This is a genomic window from Marinobacter sp. MDS2 (assembly GCF_030718085.1).
GTDB lineage: Bacteria > Pseudomonadota > Gammaproteobacteria > Pseudomonadales > Oleiphilaceae > Marinobacter.
Window position 1 is genome coordinate 277307 of sequence record NZ_JAVAJF010000003.1, and the last position, 12138, is coordinate 289444.

Genomic DNA, 12138 nt, shown 5'->3' on the forward strand with positions numbered 1-12138 from the left:
TTACCAGCCCATTTCCATAAAAAACAAAGCGGCGATTGAATCCAGCAGAATCACCATGAAGATCGACTGAACGACGCTAGAGGTAGTGTGCTCACCGACGGATTGTGCGCTGCCGGACACCTTGAACCCTTCGAGGCAGCCGATTACGGCGATCAGAAAGGCAAACACCGGTGCTTTACCAATTCCCACCAGAAAGTGCGTCAAGCCAATGTCCCGTTCAACGATGGCTAAATACTGGCTTGGTGGAATGTCCAGCGTAATGGCACAGACCACCGCGCCGCCAATCATCCCTGAAATCATGCCGACGAACGTGAGTACCGGCAGGCTCACCATCATGGCCAGTACTCTGGGTACCACTAGCAGTTCGACCGGATTCAGGCCCAGAGTGCGAATGGCATCCAGTTCTTCGTTAACCTTCATCGCGCCGATGTGGGCGGTAAAGGAGCTGGCGGTGCGACCGGCTAACAGAATGGCGGCCAGCAAAACGCCAAACTCCCGTAGGAACGAAAACGCCACCAGGTTCACGGTGTAAATGGTGGCACCAAAATCCTGCAACACAGTGGCGCCCAAAAAAGCGACGACGGAACCGACAAGAAAGGTAAGTAAGGCAACAATCGGCAGGGCGTTGAGGCCAGTGTCGTGAACGGCTGCGACAAACGAGGTGACGCGCCAGCGTTTCGGGCGGGGCAGGATGTAAAACAACGCGGCTAATGTTTCGCCAATGAAGCCGGCCAATAGCCAAACCAGGCGGCATACATCGGTGACCTTTTTACCCGTACTTGCCAGAAACGCCAATATTGGGTTGGTCTTCGGTGCTGGTTGTGCCTCTGCCTTCATGGCGGACGCAACCGTTGTAATCAAAGCTTGTTGTTCGGTGGCAAGATTGCTGCTTTGGACTGCTTGTATCAGTGCGGAGGAGCCGACCAGTTTTACCAGTAAAGAGGCACCCGCGGTATCCACGCGGCGGAGCTGGGATACATCGAGAGTAACGTTTGCAAAATCCTTCGTTTCGATCAGCCCGACCAATCGGGTCAGAGTGGTGTAGTTCGGAAGTGTCCAGTCCCCGCTGAACGTCAGGCCTGAATCGCTCAGTTCTACGTTACCTGCGGACGGTTCGGGTGAGCGTGAAGATTGCCGCGAAGAGAGTGCCACTACGAAATTAAATCCTTGCTGCCGTTCACTCCAAGCTTAGAGATTCCAGTAGGAGTCTGCCAATAACTTTCGGTCATCTTCGTCGTGGCTGGCGAGAATCAGGGCGACGCCCCGAGACTTCTCTTCCTGCAGCATGGCTCTGAGGCTGTCTTTGGCCTCGCTGTCCAAACCGGTGAGTGGCTCATCCAGAAGCAATAGAGGCTGTCGCCGCAGAATCGCTCTCACCAAAGCCACTCGTTGTCGTTGCCCACCGGAAAGATCGCCGGGCATTCTCGAGCCGAATCCTGCTAGCCCGGTGCGCTCGAGCCCCTGGACGATGCTTTGCTTTTGATCAGAGGTCAGCTTCAATCCCGGGTGAAGCCCCAGGCCAATATTGGTGGCCACATCCAGGTGCTCAAACAAATTGTGTTCTTGAAACACGCTGGTCACCGGGCGGTTCCAAGGCTCTAGGTTCTGGATCGGCTTACCCTGCCAGAGAATCTGGCCTGAATCCGGCTGCAGAAAGCCGGCGATCAGATTCAGCAAAGTGGTTTTGCCGCTCCCGCTGGCACCATGAATCGCCACGCAACGGCCGGGGTGCAATGAGAAGTGATACTCCCAGCCTTTGGCTTGGCCCGGGTAACGAAAACACAGGTGTTCGACCTCAAGCATGCTCGGGCTCCAGAGTGGTTTCAGGTAAACGGGATTTGCTTTGGTGGGCGGGCGGCCGTCCGATAGCCGATAGAAGCCCGAAAATGAACACCAATAGCATCAGCAACCATAAACCGGTGCCAGCGGCTGCGACTACCTGATAGCTGCCCAGTTGTTGGTACAGCAACACCGGCAGGGTAGGCTGGCCGGGGCTTCCGAAGAGTGCGATTACCCCGAAATCCCCCATTGACAGTGCAATCCCATAGGCCAAACCCAGCGCCATCGGGCGTCGTAACAGGGGCCAATACATACGTCGCCAACGGTACCAGCCCAATATACCCAGCTGATCGGCCACGCGAAGCGAGTGGCGATCAAAACTGCTCAGGGGGCCGCGCAGTACCTGGATCACGAAGGGCAGGGCCATCAAGCTGTTGATCAAAGCAACCAGTACCCAACCCTGTGCATGATTACCCAGGCCGGGGCGAAGCAGCAGAAAAAGCCCGGTGCCAAGTACGATGGGCGGTACAATTAGTGGCAGGTAGCCGGTGGTTGTGGGGATGCCTTTCAATAGCGGGTTCTTGGCCCGGTTAGCCGAGGCCAGAATCATTAATGCCACCGCAACCGATGCCAAACCGGCGGGCAAGGCAATCAGCAAGCTGCGCCCGGTAGCGGGTAACAGTTGTTTATAGATGGGCACGCCGGCATCGAGTGCCAACAGTGCCGGTAATCCACGGATGCCGATCGCCAATAAGGGTAGCAGCAAGAACAAGCTGAACAAGGCCAGTAAGGCTGCAGCCAGCAACGGTTGGGCACGCCAGGCTCTCAACGGCACAGCGTGAGAAACTTGCCGGTTGGGAAGAAGTGCGGATTCCACGCGCTGGCGAAACACCAACCACCACAAGCTACCGCAAATCAACAATTGAATGACCGCTAAAACGGCAGCCTGTGGGAAGTCGAACTCAAACCGCAGAGCCTGATAAATCGCCACTTCCAGTGTGGTGGCCGAGGGGCCTCCACCGAGAGTCATGATGATGGCAAAACTGGTAAAGCATAAGGTGAAGACCAAGGCGCTCAGCCCCGGTAACACGGCGCGCAGGGCTGGCCATTCAACCGAACGCCAGAGCCACCAGCCACGAAGCCCAAGTTGCGATGCTATACGGAGTCGCGCTGGCGAGATGGCTTCCAGCGATTGCAGCATCACTCGTGCGGCTAACGGCGCGTTAAAGAACACATGAGCGAGTAAAATGCCGTTCAGCCCATAAAGATTCCAGCCGTTTCCGGGCAACCATTCGTTCAACAAACCGGTAGCCCAGCCTTGCCGGCCATACACGCCAATAATGCCTGAAACCGCAACGATGGTCGGCAGTACAAGGCTGAGTTCCATCACCCGAAGTAACGCCGAACGGCCCGGAAAACGCCGGTACCTTGCCAAGGCTCGGGCTATGGGGAGCGCCAGTGCCAGGCTAAGCAAAACCGACAAGGTCGCCTGCCAAACCGTAAACCACACCACACCCCGCAAATAACGGCTGTTGAGAACCGTTGAGAGGTCAAGGCCGCCTGCGGTCAACACCATACTGCCAAGACCAAGGGCAACCAGTATCAACAAAGCCAACCCGATTAGCTGACCCGGGATGAGCTGCCATCCCGGGTGGCTGAAGGGCGCTTTCGTGGGTGTGGAGTGCATAGGGTTATCGGGTCATCGCATCCAGCCAGTTGTTAACGAGCTGGCGGCGTTGCCCGGCAACCTCTGCAGGGGGAAGGAAAAAAGTGTGTTCAGGGGTAATCAGCCGGTCGAAAACACTGGGTAGATCGTCGCCCAGATCAATGGCCGGGTACATGACGTTCTTGAGCGGGATGTGCGTTTGAAACTCCGGGGTCAACATGAAATCCAGAAAACTCCGCGCCAGCGTTTTCTGATCGGAAGACTCAACCAGCGCTGCCACTTCGACTTGCAGGTAGTGACCTTCGTCAAATTGAACGGCTTGGTAACGGTCGGTCTTATCCACCGCCATGTGATAGGCGGGCGAAGTGCTGTACGAGAGAATCATCGGGGCTTCGCCGTTCATGAACAGCGAGAAGTAGCCATCGCTCCAGCTTTGAGTGGTGGCCAGAACCTTGTCATTCAACTGCGCCCACTTGGCAGAGGCTTCCTCGCCGTAGACGGAATGCATCCACAGTAACAGGCCGAGCCCCGGGGTGCTGGTGCGGGGGTCCTGAATAATGATCTTCAGATCATCGGGTGCGTTGATGAGTTCTTCAAAGCTGGTGGGCGGTTCGGGCAGCTGTTGGGTGTCGTACACAAACGCAAAGTAACCCCAGTCATAAGGGATGAAGTGGGCGTCGTCCCAGTCGATAGGCAAGTCCAGTGCTTCTAAAGACCGCCCGTGCTCACCTATAAGGCCGGTTCGAAGAGCGGTTTCCATGGTGGCGGTATCCAGCCCCAGAACCAGATCGGCCGGAGTTGAAGCACCTTCCAATCGCAGCCTTTGCAAAATATCACCACCGCTGTTCAGTACCGTGTAATTGAGCGTGCAGTCACATTGCTTCTCGAAAGCCTCTTTAACGCCGGGCCCGGGGCCCCATTCAGCCGCGAACGACGGATGGGTATACACGTTTAAAACAGTACGGTCGGCGGAGTGCGCGGCCAAAGGCAAGGTCATGGCCAGCAGCAAAAGGGATAGGCGATAAAACATATGCGGCATCCTTATAAGAGGGGGCCATGCCGCGGCGCACACTGTGATGTTCAGCGTGACTCAATTCCTTCGTCGGCATTATCCGTGTCAGGTTCCGCGGGTGTGGTCTCAGCCCTTTAACGAGGGCACCCCGTTGAGTTACCGGGATTCTACCATGGCGCCGGGGCAGGACAAATTCGAGGTGTTTGTAGGCTAAAGGTTAAAAAATGTACGGAAACACGAAAGTCTAAAAGTTCGCTGTTAGAATGAGGCACTTTTCAGCCAGCTACAAAGCTATTCCAACTTTTGAGGTTATGTGCGTATGTCTTTGCACACCAAACGACGCCCTTTTACATGGTTATCGGGCTTGGCATTACTTGTGTCGTTTTCCGTACAAGCGAATGCCTCATCCTTTGATAAAGCTCTGCTCGATAAGTTGGGAGAGTCTGCACCTTACTTGAACCCCGAGGTGTTGGGCGCAGCGTATAAAGCAACCCAGTGCGCGGTGAACAATGGCGTTGCCATGCCCGAGCGGCTGGCGGTGATTGATTTTTCATTGCCATCCAGTGAAGAGCGTATGTGGATCTTCGATCTGAGCAAGGGCGATTTGTTGCTCAGGGATTTGGTTGCGCATGGAAAGAATTCCGGAAATTTGGAAGCCAGCGCCTTCTCGAACATCGAAGGCAGCCACCAGTCCAGCATCGGTTTGTTCAAAGGCAACGAAAGCTACAGTGGAACCCATGGTTACGCGCTGAGACTGGACGGATTGGAGCCTGGGGTAAACGACCTGGCCCGCCAAAGAGCCATTGTGATTCATGGCGCAGATTACGTTAGCCCCGATTGGGTGGCAGACTATGGGCGGATTGGCCGCAGCCACGGCTGCCCGGCAGTAGACCGAAAAGTGATTCGCTCAGTTGTTGATAATCTGAAGGGAGGGCAGCTGGTATTCACCTACTATCCGGATCAGGAGTGGCTTCAGAGTTCCAGCTTCCTGAATTGCGATGCCCCCGCCCAAGTGGCCGAAGCCACTCCGGCGCAGGGTAATAACTCGTAAGCCAACGAGCGTTCTTAGGAACCCAGCGTTGAGAAGCGCAGATTGTGCTTCTCAACTAATTCGGTTGGCACGTTCTCATCGCTGTAGTCTCTGAACGGCTCCTTGTTCATCATCTTCTGAAGACCTTCCAAAGTTCGAATGGGCGCATCGGTAGCGACCATGTTGGCAATCCATGCCGGAACCAGCCCACCCGGATCTACCTGCGTCGTGAACGTAATGCGTGTCCAGCCGTCTGCCAATGGCTCAAGGTAAAAACTGTTGTTCAGCATTGGAATGCGAACATAGTCAGATTGCTCCGGCGCGGCATGAGGCTGACCAATCGATTGAACAGTGACAGGGCCATCCACTTCGTCCTGGTTGAATGAAGACTTCATGACAAGGTCACGGTCTGAGGCCGGCCATACGCCATCAAACATCATCCAAAGAAACTTCTCGCCGTCATCCGCGTGATGGTAACGAGCTTCTTGGCAGTTGTAGATCCATTGTTGGCACAGGGAAATGTCGTTTATGACCGACATCGCTGAGAATATGGAATGCTGAGTTTCCACCACACCGCGGAATTGCTTGATAGGAGAGTTTTCTGCATCACGAACATAGGTTGTAATGTCGGAACGCTTTGCTCCCTGTTGTTTGACGACCCAGTCAGAGGCAAGGGTGGGACTCACACTGAACAGCGTTAGAGTGAGAAAAACCAGGGTCGAAAAATTGAAATGTCGCATGGTCAACACAAGCCTTTAATGGAACGAACTATCGATAGGCGGCGATTCTCGGGGATGAGTCAGGCTGAATCTATGGCGCGAATGACTTCGCTGTGGAGATGAACGGCAAAGAATCGTCTCGTTTGGCTAAAAAATGCCCAAAACATGCTAAAAAACAAAAGGTTGAAAAAAGTTGTTGACGGCGGCGAAGGAATCCGTAGAATACGCATCCGTTGACGAGGCAAAGCCTCTTAAACGAAGAGCGGGAATAGCTCAGTTGGTAGAGCACAACCTTGCCAAGGTTGGGGTCGCGAGTTCGAATCTCGTTTCCCGCTCCAATTTCCAAGTCTCTCACGCCCCCTGAGAGCAAAGCCCGAAAAGGCTTACCCGGCGCGGTGGCAGAGTGGTTATGCAGCGGACTGCAACTCCGTGTACGCCGGTTCGATTCCGACCCGCGCCTCCATTTTTATTTTTCGTCTTATATCGAGCAGAGTCTCGCCCTCTTAATCATCGCGGCGATAGCGAGATATCGATCCTAACTATTCTTTTTTTGCTTTCCTGTACAGGTTGTTACCTTAACGTCACTTGGTCGTTACCAACGCCTTTGGTAGGTTGGAAATGCGCTATCGTTTATCGGATCGTTTGATCCGGAGAGTGATCGTAGTTACGGAAAGAGCGCTCAGAGTGCTTGGGAGAATACCAAAGAAGCAACATCTTCAGCGTGGTATAACGTTAAACAAGGCGCTGAAAAGTTGGGTGACAAAGCCGAACAGGCTACTGAATAGCTGGCGCTCTAAGGAGAAGCACCCGCTGGGTGCTTCGCCCCTTTGAATTGCCATGTACGAATGAGAGCTGGTGTTACACGGGGTTGGTGGCGAGTATCTTCTTGAGAAAATCCTGAGTTCGAGGGTCTTTCGGATTCTGGAATATCTCGCTGGGCGGTCCTTGTTCCACAATATGGCCACCATCGACAAAGATCACGCGATCAGCCACATCTCGGGCGAACGACATTTCATGGGTGACCACCAGCATAGTCTGGCGCTCAGCAGCCAGCTGCTTCATTAGCCCCAGCACTTCTTCTACCCACTCGGGATCCAGAGATGAAGTGGGTTCATCAAACAGGATTACCTCTGCGCCCGCAGCCATGGCCCGCCCAATCGCAACTCGTTGCTGCTGGCCGCCAGACATAGATGCTGGATAGGCATCAGCTTTTTCCGCCAAACCGATTTTCCCCAGAATCTCGCGAGCCTTCTCATAAGCCTTTTCTTTCGGCCATTTATCGACAACCAACAGACGCTCGGCGATGTTTTGCAAGGCGGTCTTGTTGGCAAACAGGGCGTAGTTCTGGAATACGAAGGCGGTTTGACGGCGCAGTGAAAGAATGTCGGCGCGGCTGGCCTGTTTTACATCGACCGTCAGGTCGCCAACGGTGATGGTTCCGGCCGTTGGTTGTTCCAGAAAATTAATGCAGCGGAGCAGGGTGGATTTACCTGTGCCGGAAGGCCCAATGATCACAACAATCTCGCCTTTTTCAATGGTCAGGTCGATCTCGTCGAGTACGACTGTTTTGCCAAAATGCTTGCTCAGTGAGGCTAGTTTGATCATCGGTTATAGGCCTTGTTCAGGCGTGATTCTAGATAGGTTTGAAGCTTGGACAGAATTTCTACCACGATCCAGTACATGATGGCTGCGACGATGAACGCCTCGAAGTACAGGAAACTTCCGGCGGCTTCTTTTTGTGTCGCACCCATCAGTTCGGTAACGCCCAAAGTAAATGCGAGCGATGTTGCTTTAATCATGTCAATGAAATAATTCATCAACGTTGGTAGAGCTACTCGGGTAGCTTGCGGGAGCACGATTCTGCGCATCAGCTGACCGTTCGTCATGCCGATGGATAAGGCGGCTTCGGTTTGGCTGCGATCGACGCCTACAATGGCGGCTCGAATGGATTCGGCCATGTAGGCTGCAAAGTGCATGGTAAGTCCCATGATGGTGGCGGTAATGCCATCGATGACGGTTAATGCACTGAACAGTTGTGGCAGCCCGTAGTAGAACAGGAACAGCTGCACCAATAACGGGGTGCCTCGAAAGAAGGAAATGAAGACGATCGTTAGCTGATTAAGGACCGGAATGCGCAGTACCCGGACAACCGCAAACAGGCATGCGAGGATCAGCGCAAAGACCATCCCGATGCCTGCCAGCTGTAACGTGAGGGGGAGGTACCTGAGTAGTACAGGTACCAAGCCAAGCATGTACTCGACGTTCAACACGTCCATATAGTGTTAGTCCTCGGTAAGCCGCTCAAGGCTGAGTGATGTCGGTGCCGAACCATTTTTCAGAAATGTTGGCCAGAGTGCCGTTTTCACGCAGGGTTGCCATAGCCTTGTTTACTTCGTCGCGGAGCGCGCGGCCGGCTTCATTGTCGTGGAAAGGGTAGGCGTTTTTGATTTGAGAGAAGGTGGGGCCTGCTAGTTCGAGGGGCAGGGGTTTTTCTTTAATAATCTGGCTGGCACTCACTCGATCCATCACGAATGCATCGACACGCCCCAGTGCGGTGTCCCGCTCAAGATTGCTTTCATAGGTTTTGATGTTGATCTGGTCGGCGTAAGGAAGTTGCTCAAGGAGGTCTTCAAAATTAGATCCCAGGTTTACAGCAACCGTTTTCCCTTTGAGGTCTTCAACGGATCGCACTTCAGTGTTGCCTTTTTTGGTGACCACTTGCGCACCGTCATAAACATAAGGATCGCTGAATACGTAGGCTTTCTTGCGCTCTTCGGTGATCGTTATCTGGTTAGCAACGGTGTCGATGCGTCCGGATTGCAACATGCCAAACAGCCCGGAGAAGTTCGCCGTTTCGTACTGGATCTCACGCCCCATTTCTTTGCCCAAGGCGTTCATAACGTCAACTTCAAAACCCTTGAGTTCGTCTTGTTCAACGAAAGTGAAAGGGAAGTAGGAACCAGACATACCAACTCGTAAAGGGTCCTCTTGAGCCAACAAAGGCATGCTTACGACCAATGACATGGCCAATAATAATTTAGGAAATAGCGTCTTCATAAGACCTCCTTACGGCCCGCAAAGAATGGTTTCTACTCGCAATTGGTTATTAATAGTGGTTGGTGTGAACTTTAACAGCTACATATCGGCTGGTACACCAAGGCAATTGCCACAATGGCGGGGCAAGGCGTCCGCTGAAAATGGATCGGGTATTCAGAACTCCACATTAATAGGTCTCGGTTTGGTCATATAGATGAGCAGGGAGCTGCTCAATTTGCTCAAACGGCAGAGCTCTGGAAAACAGGTAGCCTTGTAGTGTGTCGCAATTGAGTTCAACAAGATGATTTCGGTGATCAGCTGTTTCAATACCTTCGGCAACAACTTCCAGGTCCAAACGGTGAGCCATGGTGATAACTCCCTCGACAATCGCAGCATTGGCATTGTTGGAGTCGATATTCCTGATAAAAGCTTGATCAATCTTTATCTTGTTGATCGGGAACCGGTGCAGATACGCGAGGTTTGAGTAACCCGTACCAAAATCGTCGATTGCGATTCTGACTCCCAGAGACCGCAGGGCCTGAAGGCGCTCGACCGATTTTCGTGTGTCGGTCATCAATGAGCTCTCCGTCACCTCGAGTTCCAAATGATGAGGATTTAGGCCGCTGACCTGCAGTATGTGTTCTATCTCCTCAATGAAGCCGTTTCGCCCGAAATGAGCAGAGGAAATATTGACGGCAATGGATATAGGAACTTCGCGGTCGGAATTGAGTGCTTGAATATCCTTGCATGCCCGGCGAAGCACCCAGCGTTCGATATCGATGATTTGTCCGGTTTTTTCAGCCAGCGAAATGAATTCTTGAGGAGACATCAAGCCGCGGTCTGAATGTTGCCATCTGACCAGCGCTTCCAGCGACCTTATTACTCCGGTTCGCGCATCCACCAACGGTTGGTAGTGAAGAACGAGCCGGTTGGTCTCAATGGCATCGGCTAGGTCGCGGCGAAGCGAAATATGCTCCAAAACCACGGAATCGGAATCGTCGGAATACCAGCCCCACGTGTTGCGACCTTGTGTTTTTGCATCGGTTACAGCGATGCAGGCGCGCTGAATCAGAGTCTCGGTATGAGGATTGGGGCGGTGGTGGAACGCAATTCCGATGCTGGCTGTTATTTGAAGTACGTGTTGGTCTATAACGAATGGGCAGGAGAGTAGGTATAGGTATCCTTCTGCAATCTGCAGTGCAATCTCTTCGGTTGCGATATTGGGCAGAAGCAAAGCAAATTCGTCGCCTGCAAAGCGCGCAAGAAAATCGCCGGGTTGTAGACCTTCATTTATGCGTTTCGCCGCTTCTTGGAGCAACCTGTCACCAATGTCGTGGCCAAGGTGGCGGTTAACTGAACCGAAGTCGTCCAGATTGATGATCAAAACAGCCGCGAGTTGCTCCCCTATATACTGTGTATCGCGGATTCGGTTTTCGAATGTTGAACGGCTCGGGAGACCTGTAAGACTGTCCTCATTAACGCGGCTCTTCGCGGAACTGCGATAAAGAAATAAGTCCTTCGCTATGCCGTATACACTGGCCACAGCCCCATCAACATAGGAAGGTGAAAGCGTGATTTCGATCGGCGTGGGTTGATCCGCGTCGCGCAGGATTTTGCACTCGAGCTTGGCCTGTTCGCCTTCCAGGGCGAGAGCTAGTGCGTCAGGGAAGTGTTTAAGGTCATCGATCTGGGTCAGGCTTTGGAGGCGTTTTCCAATAACTGTTTTATGGCAGGTCCCGAGTAGGGTTTCGAAATTCTCATTGACCGCAACGATGCGGCTATCCCGGTCGACCTCAAAAACTGCGTCCGGATGAAGAGAGAGCAGGGACTGATAACGCTGCTCCTTTATGAAGCTACCTCGGCAGTTCGAGTGGCCAGTATCGTCGTTGCTTAAAAGTGTCATGGGCATGGGCTTGTCGAAGTTCGTTATATTTGTAGCAGCAAACTATCATTTGGCATAGACTAACACCATATTGATTGGGGTCATTCGTGCGCCTGTCTGGTTGTTTTTTGTGCATCCTGGTTGTTTGATAAACGATTGTGTATCAGATAGTTGCGGGAAACCGAAACAAGACGAAATCTTTTGATAATACTTGTTGACAGGTCACGAGAACGCTGTAGAATTCGCCCCACTGTTGAGCAACGAGACGCTCAAACGCTCTTTAAAAAGTTGACCAAGTAATTCGTGTGGGCGCTGGCCGAGGTATTTCAGATACGAAATATCAGGACAGTGACTCGTCGAAATTGAGTTTTGTCTTGAGCAAGAATTAAGAATCTTCGGATTCTTGTATGATTTAAACTGAAGAGTTTGATCATGGCTCAGATTGAACGCTGGCGGCAGGCTTAACACATGCAAGTCGAGCGGAAACGATGATAGCTTGCTATCAGGCGTCGAGCGGCGGACGGGTGAGTAATGCTTAGGAATCTGCCCAGTAGTGGGGGACAACAGTCGGAAACGGCTGCTAATACCGCATACGCCCTACGGGGGAAAGCAGGGGATCTTCGGACCTTGCGCTATTGGATGAGCCTAAGTCGGATTAGCTAGTTGGTGAGGTAAAGGCTCACCAAGGCGACGATCCGTAGCTGGTTTGAGAGGATGATCAGCCACATCGGGACTGAGACACGGCCCGAACTCCTACGGGAGGCAGCAGTGGGGAATATTGGACAATGGGGGCAACCCTGATCCAGCCATGCCGCGTGTGTGAAGAAGGCTTTCGGGTTGTAAAGCACTTTCAGCGAGGAGGAAGGCTCTAAAGTTAATACCTTTAGGGATTGACGTTACTCGCAGAAGAAGCACCGGCTAACTCCGTGCCAGCAGCCGCGGTAATACGGAGGGTGCAAGCGTTAATCGGAATTACTGGGCGTAAAGCGCGCGTAGGTGGTTGAGTAAGCGAGA

Annotated in this window: 10 protein-coding genes, 2 tRNA genes, 1 rRNA gene and 1 riboswitch; of the genes, 4 read left to right on the forward strand and 9 right to left on the reverse strand. The window is 52.9% G+C overall.

Annotated elements, in window-relative coordinates:
- From Q9245_RS14500 to thiB, 4 genes are all read right to left on the reverse strand, one after another.
- Positions 1–1092: an MlaE family lipid ABC transporter permease subunit gene (locus Q9245_RS14500; protein WP_371824828.1), complete on the reverse strand. Its 1092-nt coding sequence runs from the start codon at positions 1090–1092 to the stop codon at positions 1–3.
- Positions 1093–1188: 96 nt separating this feature from the next.
- The gene (locus tag Q9245_RS14505; RefSeq protein ID WP_305897851.1) at positions 1189–1803 is read right to left on the reverse strand and encodes an ATP-binding cassette domain-containing protein; all 615 of its coding nucleotides are present in this window, start codon (positions 1801–1803) and stop codon (positions 1189–1191) included.
- A complete protein-coding gene (gene thiP / locus Q9245_RS14510; RefSeq protein WP_305897852.1) occupies positions 1796–3466 on the reverse strand; it encodes a thiamine/thiamine pyrophosphate ABC transporter permease in 1671 nt (556 codons plus the stop codon). Before thiP ends, Q9245_RS14505 begins: the two co-directional genes overlap by 8 nt.
- 4 nt (positions 3467–3470) lie before the next feature.
- Entirely contained in the window at positions 3471–4475 is a 1005-nt protein-coding gene (gene thiB / locus Q9245_RS14515; protein ID WP_305897853.1) for a thiamine ABC transporter substrate binding subunit, read from the reverse strand.
- Between the two features lie 47 nt (positions 4476–4522).
- Positions 4523–4618: riboswitch (TPP riboswitch) on the reverse strand.
- Between the two features lie 158 nt (positions 4619–4776).
- Between thiB and Q9245_RS14520 the strand changes: the two genes are divergently transcribed.
- Positions 4777–5508 carry a murein L,D-transpeptidase catalytic domain family protein gene (locus Q9245_RS14520; RefSeq protein ID WP_305897854.1) on the forward strand — a complete coding sequence of 244 codons (732 nt, stop codon included), beginning with the start codon at positions 4777–4779 and terminating at the stop codon, positions 5506–5508.
- A gap of 14 nt (positions 5509–5522) precedes the next feature.
- Here the strand turns inward: Q9245_RS14520 and Q9245_RS14525 are convergent, their stop codons facing one another.
- Complete coding sequence (locus tag Q9245_RS14525; RefSeq protein WP_305897855.1) at positions 5523–6173, reverse strand: START domain-containing protein; 651 nt, start codon at positions 6171–6173, stop codon at positions 5523–5525.
- A 295-nt stretch (positions 6174–6468) separates the two neighbouring features.
- Here Q9245_RS14525 and Q9245_RS14530 point away from each other — a divergent pair.
- A tRNA-Gly gene (locus Q9245_RS14530) sits at positions 6469–6544 on the forward strand.
- Positions 6545–6595: 51 nt separating this feature from the next.
- Positions 6596–6669, forward strand: a tRNA-Cys gene (locus tag Q9245_RS14535).
- 395 nt (positions 6670–7064) lie between these two features.
- Here Q9245_RS14535 and Q9245_RS14540 read toward each other — a convergent pair.
- The 4 genes from Q9245_RS14540 to Q9245_RS14555 form a co-directional block, all read right to left on the reverse strand.
- Positions 7065–7811, reverse strand: coding sequence for an amino acid ABC transporter ATP-binding protein (locus Q9245_RS14540; protein ID WP_305897856.1), 747 nt, complete (start codon positions 7809–7811; stop codon positions 7065–7067).
- The gene (locus Q9245_RS14545; protein WP_305897857.1) at positions 7808–8482 is read right to left on the reverse strand and encodes an amino acid ABC transporter permease; all 675 of its coding nucleotides are present in this window, start codon (positions 8480–8482) and stop codon (positions 7808–7810) included. The genes Q9245_RS14540 and Q9245_RS14545 overlap by 4 nt, the downstream gene beginning before the upstream one ends.
- 25 nt (positions 8483–8507) lie before the next feature.
- The gene (locus tag Q9245_RS14550) at positions 8508–9263 is read right to left on the reverse strand and encodes an amino acid ABC transporter substrate-binding protein (protein WP_305897858.1); all 756 of its coding nucleotides are present in this window, start codon (positions 9261–9263) and stop codon (positions 8508–8510) included.
- 166 nt (positions 9264–9429) lie between these two features.
- Positions 9430–11151, reverse strand: coding sequence for a bifunctional diguanylate cyclase/phosphodiesterase (locus Q9245_RS14555; RefSeq protein WP_305897859.1), 1722 nt, complete (start codon positions 11149–11151; stop codon positions 9430–9432).
- Between the two features lie 387 nt (positions 11152–11538).
- Between Q9245_RS14555 and Q9245_RS14560 the strand changes: the two genes are divergently transcribed.
- Positions 11539–12138: ribosomal RNA gene (locus Q9245_RS14560) — 16S ribosomal RNA — on the forward strand; the annotation flags it as partial.